Source organism: Peteryoungia algae, assembly GCF_030369675.1.
GTDB lineage: Bacteria > Pseudomonadota > Alphaproteobacteria > Rhizobiales > Rhizobiaceae > Allorhizobium > Allorhizobium algae.
In genome coordinates, this window is record NZ_CP128477.1 from 490000 (window position 1) to 511432 (window position 21433).

Below are 21433 nucleotides of genomic sequence, written 5' to 3' on the forward strand. Positions count from 1 at the left end.
CTCCGCCCTAGATGCCATCAGGCATGCGAGACAAGCAGGGTGATATGATGACTGAACTGCTCGGTTCTTACCTTCCGATCGCCATCTTCATCGGCATATCCTTGATTATCGGTATCGCGCTCTTGGTGGCGCCGTTTGCCGTGGCCTACAAGGCGCCTGATTCGGAGAAGCTGTCGGCCTACGAGTGCGGCTTCAATGCGTTCGACGATGCCCGCATGAAGTTCGACATCCGCTTCTACCTGGTGTCGATCCTCTTCATCATCTTCGACCTCGAAGTCGCCTTCCTGTTTCCCTGGGCAGTCTCTTTCGGTGAAATCGGCTGGTTCGGCTTCTGGTCGATGATGGTTTTCCTCGGTGTTCTCACCGTCGGCTTTATCTATGAATGGAAGAAGGGGGCGCTCGAATGGGAGTGATCCAGTCCGATACGATGATCGCGCCGCAGGCGAAGGGTATTATCGATCCCAACACCGGCAAGCCTCTTGGCGCCGATGACCGCTTCTTCGGCGAGATCAACAATGAGCTCGCCGACAAGGGTTTTCTGGTCACCTCGACCGACGAGTTGATCAACTGGGCTCGTACCGGCTCTTTGATGTGGATGACCTTTGGTCTGGCCTGCTGCGCCGTCGAGATGATGCAGCTTTCCATGCCGCGTTACGACGCCGAGCGCTTCGGTTTCGCGCCGCGCGCCAGCCCGCGTCAGTCCGATGTCATGATCGTCGCCGGCACGCTGACCAACAAGATGGCGCCCGCACTCCGCAAGGTCTATGACCAGATGCCGGAGCCGCGCTATGTCATCTCGATGGGCTCTTGTGCCAATGGCGGCGGCTACTATCATTACTCCTATTCCGTCGTGCGCGGCTGCGACCGCGTCGTGCCGGTCGATATCTACGTGCCGGGCTGTCCCCCCACGGCAGAAGCTCTGCTTTACGGCGTGATGCTCCTGCAGAAAAAGATCCGGCGCACGGGCACGATCGAGCGGTAAGGCGAAGGGACTGAGAACATGAGTGAAGCCCTGAACGAGCTCGCTTCCTACCTCGCCGAAATGCGCGGTGCGCTGATCGCGTCGAGCGAAATCAACTTTGGCGAGCTGACGCTGACGGCGAAGTCGGAGAATCTGATCTCGCTTCTGACCTTCCTGCGTGACGACGTCCAGTGCGGCTTCGTCAACCTGATCGACATCTGCGGCGTCGACTATCCCAAGCGCGAAGACCGTTTCGACGTGGTCTACCACTTGCTGTCGCCGCGCCAGAACCTGCGCATCCGCATCAAGGTCGCGACCGGCGAATTCAAGCCCGTGCCTTCGGCCTGTCCGGTCTTTCCGGGCGCCGACTGGTTCGAGCGTGAAGCCTGGGACATGTACGGCATCCTCTTTACGGATCACCCGGACCTGCGCCGCATCCTGACCGATTACGGTTTTGAAGGACATCCGCTCCGCAAGGACTTCCCCACGACCGGCTTCGTCGAGGTTCGCTACGACGACAGCGCAAAACGCGTTGTCTACGAACCGGTCGAGCTCAAGCAGGAATTCCGCAATTTCGACTTCCTCTCGCCCTGGGAAGGCACGGACTACGTGCTGCCTGGCGATGAAAAAGCGGCCAAGTGAGCGGAAGGGCAGGGACCATGAACGAACACAACGTCCGCAACTTCAACATCAACTTCGGCCCGCAGCACCCGGCAGCGCACGGCGTTCTGCGCCTGGTGCTCGAACTCGACGGTGAAATCGTCGAGCGCGTGGATCCCCATATCGGGCTCCTGCATCGTGGCACCGAGAAGCTGATCGAGACCAAGACCTATCTGCAGGCACTGCCCTATTTCGATCGTCTCGATTATGTCGCGCCGATGAACCAGGAACATGCCTATTCGCTGGCCGTCGAAAAGCTGCTCGGCATCGAAATCCCGATTCGTGGCCAGCTGATCCGCGTTCTCTACTCGGAAATCGGCCGCATCCTGTCGCATCTGCTCAACGTCACCACTCAGGCCATGGACGTTGGCGCGCTCACGCCGCCGCTCTGGGGCTTCGAGGAGCGTGAAAAGCTCATGGTGTTCTATGAGCGTGCCTCGGGTTCGCGCATGCATGCCGCCTATATCCGTCCCGGTGGCGTGCACCAGGATCTGCCCCACCAGCTCGTCGAGGACATCGGCAAATGGTGTGACCAGTTCCCGGAAAAGCTCGATGATATCGACGATCTCCTCACCGGAAACCGCATCTTCAAGCAGCGTAACGTCGATATCGGCGTTGTCAGCCTTGACGACTGCTGGGCCTGGGGCTTCTCGGGCGTCATGGTCCGTGGTTCCGGCGCTGCCTGGGATCTGCGCAAGTCGCAGCCCTACGAGTGCTACGCCGATCTGGATTTCGACATCATGGTCGGCAAGAATGGTGACTGCTACGATCGCTATCTGATCCGCATGTTCGAAATGCGCGAGTCGGTGAAGATCATGAAGCAGTGCGTCAACCGTCTGCTGGGCGATGCCAAGACCGGTCCGGTTTCCTCGCTGGACGGCAAGGTCGTGCCGCCCAAGCGTGGCGAGATGAAGCGCTCGATGGAAGGCCTGATTCACCACTTCAAGCTCTACACCGAAGGCTATCACGTGCCGGCCGGTGAGGTTTATGCCGCTGTCGAAGCCCCCAAGGGCGAGTTTGGCGTCTTCCTCGTCTCCGACGGCACCAACAAGCCCTATCGCTGCAAGATCCGCGCCCCGGGTTATGCACATCTGCAGGCCATGGATTTCCTGTGCCGCGGTCATCAGCTGGCCGACGTCTCCGCGATCCTCGGCTCGCTCGACATCGTGTTCGGGGAAGTTGACCGCTGATGCTGAAGTCCCTCGTCGCAGCACTGATCTGTCTCGGCGCCACCCAGGCGGTGGCCCAGGAGAACAGCGCGATCTCGTCGAGGGGTTCCGTATCGATGGCCAAGCTGCTCGAGGATGGATATGAGATCAAAAGCTCGAGCTGGACTGGCTCCAAGCTTTTCGTATTCCTCCAGAAAGACAATTCGGCCTATGCCTGCGAATTCGCCAATGTGACGAATACGCGGTGTGGTTCCATAAACTGAGACAAGGCGTGAGGAAGTATGTCCGTTCGTCGACTAGCCGAAGAGCAATTCCAGCCGGCAGGCTTTTCCTTCAATCCGGAAAATGCCACCTGGGCTGAAGCCACCATCCGCAAGTACCCGGCGGGCCGCCAGCAATCGGCTGTCATCCCGCTTTTGATGCGTGCACAGGAACAGGAAGGCTGGGTCACCAAGGCTGCGATCGAGTATGTCGCTGAAAAGCTCGACATGCCCTATATCCGCGTCCTGGAAGTCGCGACCTTCTACACCCAGTTCCAGCTGCGGCCGGTCGGCACGCGGGCCCATATCCAGGTCTGTGGCACGACGCCCTGCATGCTGCGCGGTGCCGAAGATCTCATTCACGTCTGCAAGTCGCGCATCCATCCGGAGCCCTTCGAGCGCAATGCCGAAGGCACGCTGTCCTGGGAAGAGGTCGAGTGTCAGGGCGCCTGCGTCAATGCGCCAATGGTGATGATCTTCAAGGATGCCTATGAAGATCTGACGGTCACGCAGTTCGAGCACATCATTGATCGTTTCGCTGCAGGCAAGGGTTCTGACATCAAGCCCGGTCCGCAGGTCGATCGCATCTATTCGGCACCCGTCGGTGGCCCGACCACGCTGACCGACGAGATCCAGCCGATCCGTTTCAACGACGCCCTGGCGCCGGCAAAGACGGAAGACGCCTCCGTGCCGCCGGCCAACGCGGCCAAGCCGGTCACCGATGCGCCGGAAACCGACAAGAAGCTGAAGACGCCGGCAACCGCCAAGAAGGCGGCTGCCGAGAACGTCAAGCAGAAGGGCGACAATGCCGATACGGCACGCCCGGTCGAGAAGGAAGCTGCAGCGGCGCCTGTCGTGGACGAGAAGAACCGTCCCGCCGGTATCGACCGTCCGGCAATGCCTGATGATCTGAAGATGATCTCGGGCGTCGGCCCGAAGATCGAGGCCACGCTGAACGGTCTCGGTGTCTACACCTTCGAGCAGATCGCCAAGTGGAAGAAGGCAGAACGCGAGTGGGTCGACACCTATCTCAAGTTCTCCGGCCGCATCGAGCGGGACGACTGGGTCAAGCAGGCCAAGGCGCTCGCAAAGGGCGGCGAAGCGGAATACATCAAGGTCTTCGGCAAGAAGCCGCGCTGAGAGGTTAGGATATGTTGAGAGATCAGGATCGCATCTTTACGAATATCTACGGCCTCAAGGACAAGTCCCTGAAGGGCGCCATGGCGCGCGGCCACTGGGACGGCACCAAGCAAATCCTCGAAAAGGGCCGGGATTGGATCATCAACGAGATGAAGGCGTCCGGCCTTCGCGGTCGTGGCGGCGCAGGCTTCCCCACCGGTCTCAAGTGGTCCTTCATGCCGAAGGAATCGGACGGCCGTCCGCATTACCTCGTCGTCAATGCCGACGAGTCGGAGCCCGGCACCTGCAAGGACCGCGAGATCATGCGTCATGATCCGCACACCCTGATCGAAGGCTGCGTCATCGCCTCCTTCGCCATGAATGCGCATCATGCCTTCATCTATGTTCGCGGCGAATTCATGCGCGAGCGCGAAGCCCTTCAGGCCGCGATCGACGAGTGCTACGACCACGGTCTGCTTGGGAAGAACAACAAGCTCGGCTACGACATCGACATCATCGTGCATCACGGCGCCGGCGCTTATATCTGCGGCGAAGAAACCGCACTTCTGGAAAGCCTTGAAGGCAAGAAGGGCCAGCCGCGTCTGAAGCCGCCGTTCCCGGCGAACATGGGTCTGTACGGCTGCCCGACTACGGTCAACAATGTCGAATCGATCGCCGTTGCCCCGACGATCCTTCGTCGTGGTGCGTCCTGGTATTCGAGCTTCGGCCGGCCGAACAATGCCGGCACCAAGCTTTTCTCGATCTCCGGCCACGTCAACAAGCCATGCACGGTCGAGGATGCCATGTCGATCACCTTCCAGGAGCTGATCGAGAAGCATTGTGGCGGTATCCGCGGCGGCTGGGACAACCTGCTCGCCGTCATTCCGGGCGGCTCTTCGGTGCCTTGCGTGCCGGGCGCCCAGATGAAGGACGCCATCATGGATTATGACGGCCTGCGCGAACTGGGCTCCGGCCTCGGCACTGCCGCTGTCATCGTCATGGACAAGTCGACCGACATCGTGAAGGCGATCTGGCGCCTTTCGGCTTTCTACAAGCACGAGAGCTGCGGCCAGTGCACGCCGTGCCGCGAAGGCACGGGCTGGATGATGCGGGTGATGGAGCGCATGGTGAAGGGCAATGCCCAGAAGCGTGAAATCGACATGCTCTTCCAGGTGACGAAGCAGGTGGAAGGCCACACGATCTGTGCGCTCGGTGATGCCGCCGCATGGCCGATCCAGGGCCTGATCAAGCATTTCCGTCCAGAGATGGAAAAGCGCATCGACCAATACACCCGCAACGCGATCGCCCACGGGGTGGTCATGGAAGCGGCAGAGTAAGGGGACAAGAGGATGACGAGCTCTTCGGACAAGGGCGGGAAGAAGGGGCCGGACGACAAGGCTTCGGATGCTCGTGCTCCCGAGGGTCTCGACGACTTCATCTCCAACCCGGCGGCCGCCATGGCCGCCGCCACGGCCTTTGGTATGGGCATGGCGGCTCAGATGGGCAGGCTCTTCCTCGGCACCCTCCAGGGCGCGATGGATGTGACCGGCCAGCTCGCGCGGCAGCTGGAAGAGGAACGCAAGGTAGCGGAAGCCGATAAGGCAGCGGCACCTGAAGGGAAGACGGAAGCGCCGGCCGGAGTTGCTCGAACAGAGCCGCCCGCAGCAAAGGCAAATGCAAAGGCGCAGGCCGCAAAGCCGATCGCGCCGAAAGCAAAGGCCAAGGCGCCAGTGAAGGCAGTGGTTGCGAAGGCTGAAAAGCCGAAGCCTGCGCAAAAGGAAAAGGCCGCAGCAAAGCCGAAGGCCAGGGCTGTGCCCGAGGCCACGGTTGCGCCGAAGGGCAAGGCAGCGCCGAAAGCGAAGGCCCTGCAGAAGGCTGACGTGAAGCCGAAGGTCGAGGCCAGGGTTGAATCAACCGCTGCGGCGCCGAAGCCGAAGAAGGCGACGAAGACGATCGCTGGCAAGGCCGATGATCTGAAGAAGATCGACGGCATCGGCCCGAAGGTCGAACAGGTCCTGAAGGGCAGGGGGATTTCCCGCTTCCAGGATCTGGCGTCCATGGACGAAGCAGGGCTGTCGGCGCTCGACAAGGATTTGGGTCTCGACGGCCGCGTGCTGCGAGACGACTGGGCAGGTCAGGCACGCCGGTTGGCGGGCGGCAAGGCTCGGTCAGGCAAGTGAGATTAGGGTTCGGCCGCGCGGGGGCGCTGCGCCGGGCTTGAGGGATAATCGGGTGGCCTTTGATCCTGTGCGGAGAAGGCTGCCAGTCGCGGCAGAGATGCCACGGCAGGATGCGCGGAAGCGTGAGGCAGGAAGGCGAATATGACTAAGCTGAAGATCGACGGAAAAGAGATCGAGGTTCCGGATCATTTCACGCTGTTGCAGGCGTGCGAGGAAGCTGGCGCCGAGGTTCCGCGCTTTTGTTTCCATGAACGGCTGTCGGTCGCCGGCAATTGCCGCATGTGCCTCGTCGAGGTGAAGGGTGGCCCGCCGAAGCCGGCAGCCTCCTGCGCCATGGGCGTGCGCGACATTCGTGGCGGCCCGAATGGCGAGCTTCCGGAAGTCTTCACCAACACGCCGATGGTCAAGAAGGCCCGCGAAGGCGTGATGGAATTCCTGCTGATCAACCACCCGCTGGATTGCCCGATCTGCGACCAGGGCGGCGAATGCGACCTGCAGGACCAGGCCATGGCGTTCGGCATCGACAGCTCACGCTACACCGAGAACAAGCGCGCCGTCGAAGACAAGTATATCGGACCGCTGGTCAAGACCGTGATGAACCGCTGCATTCACTGCACGCGCTGCGTCCGCTTCACCACCGAAGTTGCCGGGATTGCCGAACTCGGCCTGATCGGTCGCGGCGAAGATGCCGAGATCACGACCTATCTCGAGCAGGCAATGACGTCTGAGCTCCAGGGCAATGTCGTCGATCTCTGCCCGGTCGGAGCACTGACGTCCAAGCCCTTCGCCTTCACGGCCCGTCCGTGGGAATTGAACAAGACCGAATCGGTCGACGTCATGGATGCGCTGGGTTCGGCGATCCGCGTCGATACGCGTGGCCGTGAAGTCATGCGCATCATGCCGCGCGTCAACGAGCAGATCAATGAAGAGTGGATCTCCGACAAGACCCGCTTCATCTGGGATGGTTTGAAGACCCAGCGTCTCGACCGCCCCTACGTCAAGAAGGATGGCCGTCTGCAGCCCGCAAGCTGGGCGGAAGCCTTTGCCGCGATCAAGTCGGCGGTCGCCTCGACCTCTGCCGACAAGATCGGTGCCGTCGCCGGTGACCTCGCTTCGGTCGAAGAGATCTTCGCACTGAAATCACTCGTCAACGCACTGGGCTCGTCGAACACCGACTGTCGCCAGGACGGGACGGCAATCGATCCGTCGCTCGGTCGCTCGACCTATGTCTTCAATGCCGGCATCGAAGGCATCGAGGCAGCCGATGCCATCCTCATCGTTGGCGCCAACCCGCGTTACGAGGCGGCCGTTCTCAACGCCCGCATCCGCAAGCGCTGGCGCCGTGGCGGCCTGCCGATCGGCGTGATCGGCGAGGGCGGCGACCTCCGCTACCCATACGAATACCTCGGTGCCGGCACCGAGACCCTGGCCGAGCTCGTCTCGGGCAAGAACAATTTCGCTGAAGCGCTGAAGGCCGCCAAGAACCCGCTGATCATCATCGGCCAGGGCGCGCTGTCTGGTGCCAATGGCAAGGCCGTTCTCGCCAATGCAGCCAAGCTCGCAGCCGATGTCGGCGCGCTGACGGACGAGTGGAACGGCTTTGCCGTCCTGCACACCGCAGCCTCCCGTGTCGGCGCCCTCGACCTCGGCTTCGTGCCGAGTGAAGGTGCGGTCGCCGCCGGTGACATGCTGACCTCGCTCGACGTTGTGTTCCTGCTGGGCGCTGACGAACTGGACTACTCCGCCAAGACTGCCAAATGCGTCGTCTATATCGGCAGCCACGGCGACAACGGCGCCCATTATGCCGACGTTATCCTGCCGGGCGCGACCTATACCGAGAAGTCGGGCACCTGGGTCAACACCGAAGGCCGCGTCCAGATCGGCAACCGCGCCGGCTTCGCGCCGGGCGAGGCCCGCGAAGACTGGGCGATCCTGCGCGCACTTTCCGACGTGCTCGGCAAGAAGCTGCCCTTTGATTCGCTGTCGCAGCTGCGCTCCGCCCTCTATGCGGCCTACCCGCATTTCGCCGAGATCGACGAGATTGCAGCCGGCTCTTCGGCCGATATTGCTGCGCTGGCGAAAAAACCCGGGAAGATGGGCAAGTCTCTGTTTGCGTCGCCGGTCAAAGACTTCTATTTGACGAACCCGATCGCACGCGCTTCGGCCGTCATGGCAGAGTGCTCGGCATTGGCCCGCAACAATTTCAAGGCCGCGGCAGAGTAAGGGCAGGGGACCATGGATAATTTTGTTTCCACCTACGTGTGGCCGGCGGCCATCATGATCGGGCAGTCCCTTCTGCTGCTCGTCAGCCTGCTCGTCTTCATCGCCTATATTCTGCTTGCAGACCGCAAGATCTGGGCGGCCGTTCAGCTGCGCCGCGGCCCGAACGTCGTCGGCCCCTGGGGTCTCTTCCAGTCTTTCGCCGACCTGTTGAAATTCGTCTTCAAGGAGCCGGTCATTCCGGCCGGCGCCAACAAGGGCGTCTTCCTGCTGGCACCGCTCGTTGCCGTGACACTGGCGCTTGCGACCTGGGCCGTCATTCCGGTCAATGCCGGATGGGTGATCGCCAACATCAATGTCGGCATCCTCTTCGTCTTTGCGGTCTCTTCGCTCGAAGTCTACGGCATCATCATGGGTGGCTGGGCATCGAATTCGAAATACCCCTTCCTCGGAGCGCTCCGCTCGGCAGCGCAGATGGTCTCCTACGAAGTCTCCATGGGCTTCGTCATCGTCACCGTGCTCCTCTGCGTCGGGTCACTGAACCTGACCGACATCGTTCTTTCCCAGAACGACGGCCTTGGTACGATGATGGGTCTCCCGGCCTCCTTCCTCGATTGGCACTGGCTGGCGCTCTTCCCGATGTTCGTGGTGTTTTTCATCTCGGCACTGGCAGAAACCAATCGTCCGCCCTTCGACCTTCCGGAAGCCGAATCCGAACTCGTGGCCGGCTTCATGGTCGAATATGGTTCGACCCCCTACATGATGTTCATGCTCGGCGAATATGCCGCCATCGTGCTGATGTGCTCGCTGACTACGATCCTCTTCCTCGGGGGCTGGTTGCCGCCGGTCGACGTCTGGTTCCTGAACTGGGTACCTGGCATCATCTGGTTCGTGCTGAAGGCCAGCTTTGTCTTCTTCATGTTCGCCATGGTGAAGGCCTTCGTTCCGCGCTACCGCTATGACCAGCTGATGCGTCTCGGCTGGAAGGTCTTCCTTCCGATCTCGCTCGCCATGGTCATCATCACTGCATTCGTGCTGAAGCTGATGGGTTGGGCGTGATGACGCCCGCCCGGACACTCAGCTGATTAGGAGAACAAGATGGCTGCACTGACCCAGGCTATCAATTCGATCTTCCTGAAGGAATTCGTCGGCGCATTCTTCCTGTCGATGCGCTACTTCTTCAAGCAGAAGGCGACGATCAACTACCCGTTCGAGAAGGGCCCGGTTTCGCCGCGTTTCCGCGGCGAGCATGCGCTGCGCCGCTACCCGAACGGCGAAGAGCGCTGCATCGCCTGCAAGCTCTGCGAGGCGATCTGTCCGGCCCAGGCCATCACCATCGAGGCCGGCCCGCGCCGCAATGACGGCACCCGCCGCACGGTGCGTTACGACATCGACATGGTGAAGTGCATCTATTGCGGTTTCTGTCAGGAAGCTTGCCCGGTCGACGCGATCGTCGAGGGACCGAACTTCGAGTTCGCCACCGAGACCCGCGAAGAACTTTATTTCGACAAGGCTCGCCTCCTCGACAATGGCGACCGCTGGGAACGTGAAATCGCGCGCAATATCGCGATGGACTCTCCCTACCGCTGATCCCTCGGGGTCGATCGTCTTGGGCGGAGCGCGGGGCTTCGCCGGGGCAAACATGAATTTTGTAACGGGCGTGCCGATGGGGATATCGGTCACGCCTTATCGGGCGGCGGGGCAGGGCCCTCGTCCGGGGGAAGATGAAAAGGCACCAACATGGGTCTTCAGGCTCTCTTTTTCTATCTCTTCGCCTTTGTCGCGGTGGCTTCGGCCTTCATGGTGATATCGGCTCGGAATCCGGTCCATTCGGTCCTGTTCCTCATTCTGACCTTCATCAACGCATCGGGCCTTCTGCTCCTGACCGGAGCTGAATTCCTGGCGATGATCCTGCTCGTCGTCTATGTCGGCGCGGTCGCGGTTCTCTTCCTCTTCGTCGTGATGATGCTCGACATCGACTTCACGGAGTTGAGGGCAGGGGCGGCGAAATATGCCCCCATCGGCGCGCTGATCGGTCTCATCGTTGCGGTCGAGCTCGTCGTTGTCATCGGCGGAACCACGATCAGCCCGGAGGCCAAGCTGGCCATCACCCAGCCCATCCCGGCTGTGGCGGAACGGCAGAACACCCAGGCGCTCGGCGACGTGCTCTACACGGATTACGTCTTCTTTTTCCAGATCGCTGGTCTCGTCCTGTTCGTCGCCATGATCGGCGCGATCGTGCTGACGCTGCGCCACCGCACCAACATCAAGCGCCAGGACATCTCCGCCCAGGTCGCCCGCACGCCGGAAACCTCCGTCAAGGTGGTCAAGGTCAAGTCGGGCCAGGGCGTCTGAGCCGAGCAAGAGGTCAAGGAACAGTATTATGGAAATCGGTCTTTCCCACTACCTCACGGTCAGTGCCATCCTCTTCACTCTCGGGGTCTTCGGCATCTTCCTGAACCGCAAGAACGTCATCGTCATCCTGATGTCGATCGAATTGATCCTGCTCGCGGTCAACATCAACATGGTGGCTTTCTCGAGCTTCCTCGGCGATTTGGTCGGCCAGGTCTTCGCTCTGTTTATCCTGACGGTCGCGGCCGCCGAAGCGGCGATCGGTCTTGCGATCCTGGTGGTCTTCTACCGTAATCGCGGCTCCATCGCCGTCGAAGACGTCAACATGATGAAGGGCTGATCGGGTCATGATCTACAAGGCTATCGTCTTTCTCCCCCTGATCGGCTTTCTGATCGCCGGCTTGCTTGGCCGCCAGATCGGCGCCAAGGCGTCGGAATACGTCACGACCGGTCTGATGATCATCGTGGCGCTTCTCTCCTGGGCCGTCTTCTTCAACGTCGCCATGGGTCATGAGGCTCACGAGGTCATCAAGGTGCCCGTTTTGCGCTGGATCCAGTCCGGTGGCATCGACGTCGAATGGGCCTTCCGCGTCGATACGCTGACGGCCGTCATGTTCGTGGTCGTGAATTCGGTGTCGTGCCTCGTGCACCTCTACTCGATCGGCTACATGCACCACGATCCGCATCGGCCGCGCTTCTTCGCCTATCTGTCGCTGTTTACCTTCGCGATGCTCATGCTCATCACGTCGGACAACCTGCTGCAGATGTTCTTCGGCTGGGAAGGCGTAGGTCTGGCGTCCTACCTGCTGATCGGTTTCTGGTTCAAGAAGCCGTCGGCTTCGGCTGCCGCCATGAAGGCCTTCATCGTCAACCGCGTCGGTGACTTCGGCTTCATCCTCGGCATTTCCGCGCTCTTCGTGATGTTCGGCTCGATCAACCTCGAGACGATCTTTGCCTCGGCCCAGTCCTATCTGCCGGCCGATCCCGCAGCGGCGCCAGAAGTGGTGCTCAATCTCTTCGGCATGCAGCTCGATCGCAGCCATGCGCTCACCGGTGCCTGCCTCCTGCTCTTCATGGGCGCGATGGGCAAGTCGGCGCAGTTCCTGCTGCACACCTGGCTGCCGGACGCCATGGAAGGCCCGACCCCTGTCTCGGCGCTCATTCACGCCGCTACCATGGTCACCGCCGGCGTCTTCCTCGTCGCTCGCATGTCTCCGATCTTCGAACTGTCGCCGGATGCCCTCGTCGTCGTCACCATCGTCGGCGCAATCACGGCCTTCTTTGCCGCGACCGTCGGTCTGGTGCAGAACGACATCAAGCGCGTCATCGCTTATTCGACCTGCTCGCAGCTCGGTTACATGTTCGTGGCGCTCGGCGTCGGTGCCTATGGTGCGGCCGTCTTCCACCTCTTCACGCACGCCTTCTTCAAGGCGCTGCTGTTCTTGGGCGCCGGCTCCGTCATCCACGCTGTCGATGGCGAGCAGGACATGCGTTACATGGGCGGTCTGCGCAAGCACATCCCCTACACCTTCTGGGCGATGACCATCGGCACGCTGGCGCTGACCGGCGTCGGCATCCCCGGGACGATCATCGGCTTTGCCGGCTTCTTCTCGAAGGACGCGATCATCGAATCCGCCTTCGCCTCGCATAGCTCGGTCGGCATTTTCGCCTTTACCCTGCTCGTGATCGCGGCTCTCTTCACCAGCTTCTATTCGTGGCGTCTGGCCTTCATGACCTTCTTCGGCAAGCCGCGCGCTTCTGCCGACGTCATGCACCATGTGCATGAATCGCCGATGGTCATGCTGCTGCCGCTGCTCCTGCTTGGTATCGGTGCGGTCTTCGCCGGTGTCGTATTCCACGACTCCTTCTTCGGACACCACTATGTCGAATTCTGGAAGGGCGCGCTCTTCACGCTTCCCGACAACCAGATCCTCGATGAGTACCACCACGTTCCCCTATGGGTGAAGTGGAGCCCGTTCTTCGCCATGGCGCTCGGCTTCGTCACGGCCTGGTACATGTATATCAAGAACCCGGCGGCCCCGAAGAAGCTCGCCGAACAGCAGTGGATGCTCTACCAGTTCCTGCTCAACAAATGGTACTTCGACGAGCTCTATGACTTCCTCTTTGTCCGTTCCGCCAAGGCGCTCGGCCGCTTCCTGTGGAAGAAGGGTGACGTCGCCACCATCGACGCTTATGGCCCGAACGGTATCGCTTCGGCCGTCGGCGGCCTGACCCAGAAGGTCGTCCGCCTGCAGTCGGGCTATCTCTACCACTATGCCTTCGCGATGCTTATCGGCATTGCGGCCCTCGTTACCTGGATGATGCTCGGGAGCTCCCTCTGATGACCGATTGGCCCATTCTCTCGACGGTCACCTTTCTTCCTCTGGTCGGCGTGGCGCTGCTGCTGCTGACCCGTGGTGACACCTCTCTCGGCCGCCGCAACATCCTGAACGTCTCGCTGCTGACGACGGTCTTCACCTTCGTCGTGTCGCTCTTCATCTGGATCAACTTCGACAATTCGAATGTCGGTTTCCAGATGGTGGAGAAGCATGCCTGGCTCGGTACGGGGATCTCCTATCATCTGGGCGTCGACGGCATTTCCATGCTCTTCGTCATCCTGACGACGCTTCTCATGCCCTTCTGCGTTCTCGCCAGCTGGACATCAGTGGAGAAGCGCCTGAAGGAATACATGATCGCCTTCCTGGTCCTCGAGACCCTGATGATCGGCGTCTTCGTGTCGCTGGACATCGTGCTCTTCTACGTCTTCTTCGAAGCCGGCCTGATCCCGATGTTCATCATCATCGGCGTCTGGGGCGGCAAGGACCGCGTCTATGCGTCCTACAAGTTCTTCCTCTATACGCTGCTCGGCTCCGTGTTGATGCTGCTGGCCATCATGGCGATGTACTGGGATGCCGGCACGACGGATATCGCAGCCCTGCTGCAGCATGATTTCCCGCCGCAGATGCAGACCTGGCTCTGGCTTGCCTTCTTCGCCTCGTTTGCAGTGAAGATGCCGATGTGGCCCGTTCACACTTGGCTGCCGGATGCGCACGTACAGGCGCCGACGGCGGGTTCGGTCATCCTGGCGGGTATCCTGTTGAAGCTCGGCGGCTACGGCTTCCTGCGCTTCTCGCTGCCGATGTTCCCGTTGGCCTCGGACTTCTTCGCGCCTTTCGTCTTCACGCTGTCGGTCATCGCCATCGTCTACACCTCGCTGGTTGCCCTGATGCAGGAAGACATGAAGAAGCTGATCGCCTATTCGTCCGTTGCCCACATGGGTTACGTGACCATGGGTATCTTCGCCGCCAACCAGCAGGGCGTGCAGGGTGCGATCTTCCAGATGATCAGCCACGGCTTCGTCTCCGGCGCGCTCTTCCTCTGCGTCGGCGTGATCTATGACCGTCTTCATACCCGCGAGATTGCGGCCTATGGCGGTCTGGTCAACAACATGCCGAAATATGCCCTCGCCTTCATGGTCTTCACCATGGCCAATGTCGGCCTGCCGGGCACGTCTGGCTTCGTCGGTGAATTCCTGACCCTGATCGGCGTCTTCCGCGTCAATACCTGGGTTGCGCTCTTTGCGGCCACCGGCGTTATCCTTTCGGCCGCCTATGCGCTCTGGCTCTATCGCCGTGTCGTCTTCGGTGCGCTCGAAAAGGAGAGCCTGAAGAGCATGCTCGATCTCAATGCCCGCGAAAAGCTGGTGCTCTACCCGTTGATCGCACTCACCATCTTCTTCGGCGTCTATCCGGCCCCCATCCTCGATGCGACCGCAGCTTCCGTTGACAATCTGGTGAACAACTACTCCGCAGCCTTGCAAGCAGCCCAGTCCCTGGCGCTGATTGCGAACTGACGACAGGATCCTTTGGACATGACCGTTGAAACTCTCATTGCTAGCCTGCATCTGGTCACGCCGGAACTGATCCTGGCCGTGGGCGCCATGGTGCTGCTCATGATCGGCGTGTTTTCGGGCGATCGGTCGAACAGTGTCGTCACGGGGCTGGCGATCGCGCTGTTGATCTTCTCCGGCGCCTGGCTCGTCTTCTCGGGCGCCGAAGGCCAGGCCTTCAACGGTGCCTACATCGCCGACGGCTATGCCAAGTTCATGAAGATCCTCGCGCTCATCGGTTCGGTGACCGCTATGATCATGGCTGTCGGTCACGCCCGTTTCGACCACCTCGACAAGTTCGAGTTCCCGGTCCTGCTCGTGCTCGCGACCCTCGGCGTCATGCTGATGATCTCGGCCAACAACCTGATCACGCTCTACATGGCGCTCGAACTGCAGTCGCTCGCGCTCTATGTCGTGGCCGCGATCAACCGCGACAGCCTGCGCTCGACGGAAGCCGGCCTCAAGTACTTCGTGCTCGGCGCGCTCTCTTCGGGCATGCTGCTCTATGGCATGTCGCTGGTTTACGGCTTCACCGGCAATATCGGCTTCGAACAGATCTCTGCCGTTCTGTCGCAGGGCGAACCTTCTCTCGGCCTGATCTTCGGTCTCGTCTTCGTGCTCGCCGGTCTGGCGTTCAAGATCTCGGCCGTGCCGTTCCACATGTGGACGCCTGACGTCTATGAAGGCGCTCCGACCCCGGTCACCGCCTTCCTGGCCGCCGCCCCGAAGGTCGGCGCCATGGCAATCTTCGTCCGCATCGTCATCGATGCCTTCCTGCCGATTTTCGCAGAATGGCAGCAGATCGTCGTCTTCATCGCCATCGGTTCGATGGTGCTGGGATCGGTTGCGGCGATCGGTCAGAAGAACATCAAGCGACTGATGGCCTATTCCTCCATCGGTCACATGGGCTATGCGCTGGTTGGCCTGGCCGCCGGCAATGACACCGGCGTCGCCGGCGTCCTGCTCTACATGATGATCTACCTGGTAATGACGCTCGGTACCTTCGCCTGCATCATGGCCATGCGCCAGAAGGAAGGCGGCAATGTCGAGAGCATCGACGATCTCGCCGGCCTGTCGACGACGCGGCCCTTCATGGCCTTCGTGCTGACCGCGCTGATGTTCTCGCTGGCGGGCATTCCGCCGCTTGCAGGCTTCTTCGCCAAGTACTTCGTCTTCGTGGCCGCCATCGAAGCCAAGCTCTACGCACTCGCCATCATCGGTGTTCTCGCCTCGGTTATCGGTGCCTACTACTACCTGCGCATCATCAAGGTCATGTGGTTCGACGAAGCAAAGGGTGAATTCGCCCGCACCTCGGTCGAGCTGCGCCTTGTCTTCGGTGCCTCCGGGCTCTTCGTGGTCGGTTACGTCCTCTTCGGCGGCCCGCTCGGCACGGCCGCGGAGGCAGCTGCAAAGACGTTGTTTAATTGACCAGCCTTGGTAGACCGCGCCGGATATCGCTCGATGATTTCCGGCACGAAGCCCTCGACGAAGTCTCGTCCACCAATTCGGAAGCATTCGCCCGCGCTCGCGCGGGCGATTCCGGTTTTCTGTGGCTGACAGCCGAGCTTCAGACCGGAGGACGCGGCCGTCGCGGCCGCCCGTGGGTGTCGGAACGCGGAAACCTTTACTCCACATTGCTGCTGATCGATCCGGCGCCAACCGAGCAGCTTGGTTCCCTGCCGCTCGCCGTGGCACTCGCGGTCCATGCGGCAGTTCAATCGGTCATGCCGCCTGATGGTGAACCAGTCGAAATCAAGTGGCCGAACGACGTACTGATCGGCCGCAAGAAGACCTCTGGGATCCTGCTGGAAGCAGAGCGTGTCGCTGATGGTCGCATGGCACTCGCGATCGGCATCGGCATCAACCTTGCGCACCGGCCCGATTTGACGCTCTACCCGGTGACCTCGCTCGCGGACCAGGGCGTGTCGATTTCTCCGCCGGAATTTTTTGCGCATCTCTTTGCAGAGATGACCGAGGTGCTCGGCGTCTGGGACGAGGGCAGGGGTATTGCAGAAATCATGCGCCGGTGGCGCCGTGTCGCCTGCGGCATCGGCGAGAAAATCACGGTGAACCTACCGGATCGCTCGATTTCCGGTATCTTTTCCGGAATCGATGATAAGGGAATTTTGTTGCTCGACCGGGGTGCCGACGGAATGATGTCGGTTGCGGCCGGAGATGTGTTTTTCGGGTAGACTGGATCGGAAAGAAGAATGGCCAAGAACGACGAACTGGTTTTCCTGCCGCTGGGCGGCGTGGGTGAAATCGGCATGAACCTCGCATTGTACGGCTATGGCCCGCCGTCCAATCGTCAGTGGATCATGGTCGACTGCGGTGTGACCTTCGCCGGTCCGGACCTTCCCGGCGTCGATCTGGTGCTGCCTGATATCCGCTTCATCAAGAAGCAGAGGAAAAACCTCAAGGGCATCATCATCACGCATGCCCATGAGGACCACTACGGCGCCCTGAACGACCTTTGGCCCGGCCTCAATGTGCCGGTCTACGCCTCGCGTTTCACCGCCGGCATGCTGGAAGCAAAGCGCGACTATGAAGGTTCGCGCGCCCAAATCCCGATCACGCCTTTCAAACAGGGCGACCGGATCAATGTCGGTCCCTTCGAAATCGAGGCGATCGGCGTCAACCACTCGATCCCCGAACCCATGTCGCTGGTCATCCGGACCCCGCTCGGTAATGTGGTGCACACAGGCGACTGGAAGATCGATCACAATCCGTCGCTTGGACCTCTGACTGATGAGGCCCGCTTCCGCGCCGTGGGAGACGAGGGTGTGCTGGCGCTCCTGTGCGACAGCACCAATGCCGTGCGGGACGGCGTGTCGCCTTCAGAAGAAGAAGTCTCCGCTGGCCTGCAGAAGATCATCGAGGCTGCGGAAGGCCGCGTCGCGATTACCACATTCTCTTCCAACGTCGGCCGTATCCGGTCGATCGCCCAGGCCGCCGAAGCGGCTGGCCGCGAAGTCCTGCTGCTCGGGAGCTCGCTGAAGCGAGTGACGAATGTTGCCCAGGACATCGGCATCATGGAGGGCATTCGTCCGTTCATTGCCGAGGACGAATACGGCTTCATCCCGCGCAACAAGGTTGTCGTCATTCTGACCGGCAGCCAGGGCGAGGCACGTGCGGCACTCGCCAAGCTTTCGCGAGACGAGATGCGCAATGTGGCATTGACCGCAGGCGACACAGTCGTCTTCTCCTCGCGCGCCATCCCGGGCAATGAAAAGGCCATCCTCGAGATCAAGAATGGCCTGATCGAACAGGGTGTGCACATCATCACCGACAGTGAAGCCCTCGTTCACGTCTCAGGTCACCCGCGCCGCAACGAACTTCTGCAGATGTACGAATGGACCCGTCCACAGATGCTGGTCCCCGTACATGGCGAGGCCGCCCATCTGGTCGCTCAGAAGGAGCTGGGATTGCAGGCCGGCATTCCAACGGTGCCGCGTGTCCGCAATGGCGACATGCTGCGCATCGCGCCGGGTCCGGCCGAGGTCATCGACCAGGCGCCCTTCGGCCGCGTCTACAAGGATGGAAAGCTCGTCGGCGATATCGAGGAGATGGGCATTGCCGACCGCAAGAAGCTGTCCTATGTCGGCCATGTCGCCATCAGCGTGCTTCTCGACAGCCGTTTCGACTTCCTCGGTGATCCTGATGTCGTGGCTTTCGGTCTGCCGGAGGTCGATCACGAAGGCGAGTTGATGGAGGATACGCTTTATGACGCCGTCCTCGGTGCCGTCGAAAGCATTCCGCGCAGCCGCCGCAAGGATCTTGAAACTGTCCGGGAAGCCATCCGCCGGTCGGTGCGCTCGACTGCCAACGAAGTTTGGGGCAAAAAGCCGATCGTCACAGTTTTCCTGACCAAAGTCTGAGGGACGACGCGGGCAGGGATGACCTAATCTTTGCCCGCAACGTCAGGAGGAAACAATGCTCGGCCGCGTCAACCACATCGCCATTGCCGTTCCCGATCTCGCTCTCGCAACCGCTGGCTATCGCGACACGCTGGGTGCCAAGGTTTCCCAGGCGCAAGCCCTGCCCGAACACGGTGTGACCGTGGTCTTCGTCGAACTTGAAAATACCAAGGTCGAACTCCTGGAGCCGCTCGGTGAAGCCTCGCCGATCGCGGCCTTCCTGGACAAGAACCCCTCCGGCGGCATGCATCATATCTGTTACGAGGTCGCAGACATCCTGGCCGCGCGGGACCAGCTTTCGGCCACCGGCGCCCGCGTTCTCGGCAGCGGCGAGCCCAAGATCGGTGCCCATGGCAAGCCGGTACTCTTTCTGCATCCGAAAGATTTCTTCGGCACCCTGATCGAGCTCGAGCAGGTCTGAAGCCGCAATTTCAACCTGGTGACGTCTTGTTGATCGACGGGAATCACCGCCTGCGACGCTTTTGCCTTTGAACCGGCCGGCGTCCGCGATTATAGGGGGACGAACGGCAAGGGCATGCATGCCTCTGTCGGATCTGGTCTGGAGCGAGACATCATGGCGATCCTGTCGGGACTGGCAGTTTATTTTGTAATCTGGTGGCTGGTCCTGTTCACCGTCCTGCCGATCGGCCTGCGCACACAGGACGAGGACCGGAATGTCGTGCCGGGAACGGTAGCAAGTGCACCCACCCGCTTTCGTGCGGCACGGATCTTCCTGTTGACCACGCTGATATCAGGGCTGATCTACGGGGCCTGGTACGTCGCAGGCACCTATTTCGATATTGGTTTCAAGGATCTGCCGGTAATCATGCCGGGCGTCGATCCGTAAGCTCGGCACTCGCGCCCGATACGGGCATCCCGGCATGAAGGCAAAAAAAAACAAGGTCCAAAGACCTTGTTCCAAATAATCGCGTGATCCTTCACCATTTAAGGGGCTGCGAACTGGCGCGCCTAGATCTGATCCTCCCAAGACTTGACCGCGAGTGTGGCAAAGATTTGAACTCCCTGCCTCTTTTATGGGCTGAACCTAGCCCAAACAGTGATCGTTGTCACCCCTGAATCTTGCAGAATTGTAACACTCATCGAAAAAAATGCTTGATGGCGATTTTGTCGTATGAGGGTCATGCAATGACCGGATTTGCAGTATTTCTCGGGCCGGATGCAACGCGCCTGTGCCCGTCGCCATTCCCTTGCGGCATCCCCCTGTGGGTGAGGAGATCGAGCAGCGCTTGCGGGTTTTCTTCTCATGCCCAACCGGCTATGAACGCTTCCTGACAACCCGTTTCAATCGCTGATTCCGCCTGTTTTGGCGGCATCGACAACCATCTGGAATTCGTTATGCGTCTGTCGCGCTACTTCTTGCCGATCCTGAAGGAAAACCCCAAGGAAGCTGAGATCGTCTCCCACCGCCTGATGTTGCGGACAGGCATGATCCGCCAGCAGAGTCAGGGGATCTATTCCTGGCTGCCGCTTGGCAAGCGCGTGCTCGACAAGGTGAACGCCATCATCCGCGAGGAGCAGAACCGCGCCGGCGCCATCGAGCTCTCCATGCCGACCTTGCAGTCGGCCGAGCTCTGGCAGGAAAGCGGGCGCTACGAGGACTATGGCAAGGAAATGCTGCGCATCCGCGACCGTCAGGATCGCCCGATGCTTTACGGCCCGACCAATGAGGAGATGATCACCGACATCTTCCGTTCGTCGGTGAAGTCCTACAAGAGCCTGCCGCTCAACCTCTATCATATCCAGCTCAAGTTCCGCGACGAGATCCGCCCGCGGTTCGGCACGATGCGCTCGCGCGAATTCCTGATGAAGGATGCCTATTCCTTCGATCTGACCCAGGCCGATGCCATCCATTCCTACAACAAGATGTTCGTGGCCTATCTCCGCACATTCGATCGTCTCGGCTTGCGCGCCATCCCGATGCGTGCCGATACCGGCCCGATCGGCGGAAACCACAGCCATGAATTCATCATCCTGGCCGATACCGGCGAGTCTGAGGTCTTCTGCCACAAGAGCTTCGTGGATTTCGACATTCCCTCGGTCGACACCGACTTTGACGACGTGAACGGCCTGCAGTCGATCTTCGACAAGTGGACCTCTGTCTATGCCGCGACCTCGGAAATGCATGACGAGGCAGCCTTCGACACGATTTCAGACGCCGATCGCCTGTCAGCCCGCGGCATCGAGGTTGGCCACATCTTCTATTTCGGGACCAAATACTCCGAACCGATGGGCGCCAAGGTTCAAGGTCCCGACGGCAAGGAACACCTTGTCCACATGGGCTCATACGGCATCGGCCCGACGCGCCTTGTTCCCGCCATCATCGAGGCCTCGCATGACGAGAACGGAATCATCTGGCCGGCCTCGGTCGCGCCCTTTGATGCCGTTGTCATCAACATGAAGGCCGGCGACGAGGCCTGCGATTCGACCTGCGAACGTCTTTATGCCGCTTTGCAGAACGCCGGCAAGGATGTGCTCTATGACGATACCGACGATCGCGCCGGCACGAAATTCGCGACCGCCGATCTGATCGGCGTTCCGGTCCAGGTGATCGCGGGCCCACGGGCTGTCGCAGCTGGCGAGGTCGAGCTCAAGGATCGCAAGACCGGCGCTCGCGAGACCCTGACCATCGAGGCGGCGATCAACAAGCTGACGGCCTGAGGCATCAGCCTCAGCCGACACGAGGTG

At 60.7% G+C, this 21433-nt stretch carries 21 protein-coding genes; all 21 read left to right on the forward strand.

Going from position 1 to position 21433, the window contains the following annotated elements:
- Positions 1–47 precede the first annotated feature (47 nt).
- Positions 48–413: an NADH-quinone oxidoreductase subunit A gene (locus QTL56_RS02510; protein ID WP_006727567.1), complete on the forward strand. Its 366-nt coding sequence runs from the start codon at positions 48–50 to the stop codon at positions 411–413.
- Complete coding sequence (locus tag QTL56_RS02515) at positions 404–982, forward strand: NuoB/complex I 20 kDa subunit family protein (protein WP_229575942.1); 579 nt, start codon at positions 404–406, stop codon at positions 980–982. Before QTL56_RS02510 ends, QTL56_RS02515 begins: the two co-directional genes overlap by 10 nt.
- A gap of 18 nt (positions 983–1000) precedes the next feature.
- Positions 1001–1603 (forward strand): NADH-quinone oxidoreductase subunit C, encoded by a 603-nt coding sequence (locus tag QTL56_RS02520; protein ID WP_112242697.1) that lies wholly within the window; start codon positions 1001–1003, stop codon positions 1601–1603.
- Between the two features lie 17 nt (positions 1604–1620).
- Positions 1621–2811, forward strand: a complete 1191-nt coding sequence (locus tag QTL56_RS02525) for an NADH-quinone oxidoreductase subunit D (protein WP_136558630.1) — start codon at positions 1621–1623, stop codon at positions 2809–2811.
- Positions 2811–3053, forward strand: coding sequence for a hypothetical protein (locus tag QTL56_RS02530; RefSeq protein WP_245137110.1), 243 nt, complete (start codon positions 2811–2813; stop codon positions 3051–3053). Before QTL56_RS02525 ends, QTL56_RS02530 begins: the two co-directional genes overlap by 1 nt.
- Before the next feature lie 18 nt (positions 3054–3071).
- Positions 3072–4190, forward strand: a complete 1119-nt coding sequence (locus tag QTL56_RS02535) for an NADH-quinone oxidoreductase subunit E (protein WP_245137109.1) — start codon at positions 3072–3074, stop codon at positions 4188–4190.
- A gap of 11 nt (positions 4191–4201) precedes the next feature.
- Entirely contained in the window at positions 4202–5506 is a 1305-nt protein-coding gene (gene nuoF / locus QTL56_RS02540; protein ID WP_245137108.1) for an NADH-quinone oxidoreductase subunit NuoF, read from the forward strand.
- 12 nt (positions 5507–5518) lie between these two features.
- Complete coding sequence (locus tag QTL56_RS02545; RefSeq protein WP_245137107.1) at positions 5519–6349, forward strand: helix-hairpin-helix domain-containing protein; 831 nt, start codon at positions 5519–5521, stop codon at positions 6347–6349.
- A 141-nt stretch (positions 6350–6490) separates the two neighbouring features.
- Complete coding sequence (gene nuoG, locus QTL56_RS02550; RefSeq protein ID WP_245137106.1) at positions 6491–8572, forward strand: NADH-quinone oxidoreductase subunit NuoG; 2082 nt, start codon at positions 6491–6493, stop codon at positions 8570–8572.
- 12 nt (positions 8573–8584) lie between these two features.
- Positions 8585–9628, forward strand: coding sequence for an NADH-quinone oxidoreductase subunit NuoH (gene nuoH, locus QTL56_RS02555; protein WP_229575949.1), 1044 nt, complete (start codon positions 8585–8587; stop codon positions 9626–9628).
- Between the two features lie 39 nt (positions 9629–9667).
- Positions 9668–10159, forward strand: coding sequence for an NADH-quinone oxidoreductase subunit NuoI (gene nuoI, locus QTL56_RS02560; RefSeq protein WP_147888484.1), 492 nt, complete (start codon positions 9668–9670; stop codon positions 10157–10159).
- 150 nt (positions 10160–10309) lie between these two features.
- A complete protein-coding gene (locus QTL56_RS02565; RefSeq protein WP_245137105.1) occupies positions 10310–10924 on the forward strand; it encodes an NADH-quinone oxidoreductase subunit J in 615 nt (204 codons plus the stop codon).
- Positions 10925–10952: 28 nt separating this feature from the next.
- Complete coding sequence (nuoK, locus tag QTL56_RS02570; protein WP_229575951.1) at positions 10953–11261, forward strand: NADH-quinone oxidoreductase subunit NuoK; 309 nt, start codon at positions 10953–10955, stop codon at positions 11259–11261.
- A 7-nt stretch (positions 11262–11268) separates the two neighbouring features.
- A complete protein-coding gene (gene nuoL / locus QTL56_RS02575; protein WP_245137104.1) occupies positions 11269–13263 on the forward strand; it encodes an NADH-quinone oxidoreductase subunit L in 1995 nt (664 codons plus the stop codon).
- Positions 13263–14774 (forward strand): NADH-quinone oxidoreductase subunit M, encoded by a 1512-nt coding sequence (locus QTL56_RS02580; protein WP_229575953.1) that lies wholly within the window; start codon positions 13263–13265, stop codon positions 14772–14774. Before nuoL ends, QTL56_RS02580 begins: the two co-directional genes overlap by 1 nt.
- Positions 14775–14792: 18 nt before the next feature.
- Positions 14793–16238, forward strand: coding sequence for an NADH-quinone oxidoreductase subunit NuoN (gene nuoN / locus QTL56_RS02585; RefSeq protein WP_229575954.1), 1446 nt, complete (start codon positions 14793–14795; stop codon positions 16236–16238).
- Positions 16235–17002, forward strand: a complete 768-nt coding sequence (locus QTL56_RS02590; protein WP_245137103.1) for a biotin--[acetyl-CoA-carboxylase] ligase — start codon at positions 16235–16237, stop codon at positions 17000–17002. The genes nuoN and QTL56_RS02590 overlap by 4 nt, the downstream gene beginning before the upstream one ends.
- Positions 17003–17020: 18 nt before the next feature.
- On the forward strand, positions 17021–18688 hold the full coding sequence (locus QTL56_RS02595) for a ribonuclease J (RefSeq protein ID WP_245137102.1): 1668 nt from the start codon (positions 17021–17023) through the stop codon (positions 18686–18688).
- A gap of 55 nt (positions 18689–18743) precedes the next feature.
- The gene (gene mce / locus QTL56_RS02600; RefSeq protein ID WP_229575957.1) at positions 18744–19148 is read left to right on the forward strand and encodes a methylmalonyl-CoA epimerase; all 405 of its coding nucleotides are present in this window, start codon (positions 18744–18746) and stop codon (positions 19146–19148) included.
- Positions 19149–19301: 153 nt separating this feature from the next.
- Positions 19302–19574 (forward strand): DUF1467 family protein, encoded by a 273-nt coding sequence (locus QTL56_RS02605; RefSeq protein ID WP_229575958.1) that lies wholly within the window; start codon positions 19302–19304, stop codon positions 19572–19574.
- 509 nt (positions 19575–20083) lie between these two features.
- Positions 20084–21406: a proline--tRNA ligase gene (proS, locus tag QTL56_RS02610; protein WP_245137101.1), complete on the forward strand. Its 1323-nt coding sequence runs from the start codon at positions 20084–20086 to the stop codon at positions 21404–21406.
- The last annotated feature ends 27 nt before the right edge of the window (positions 21407–21433 follow it).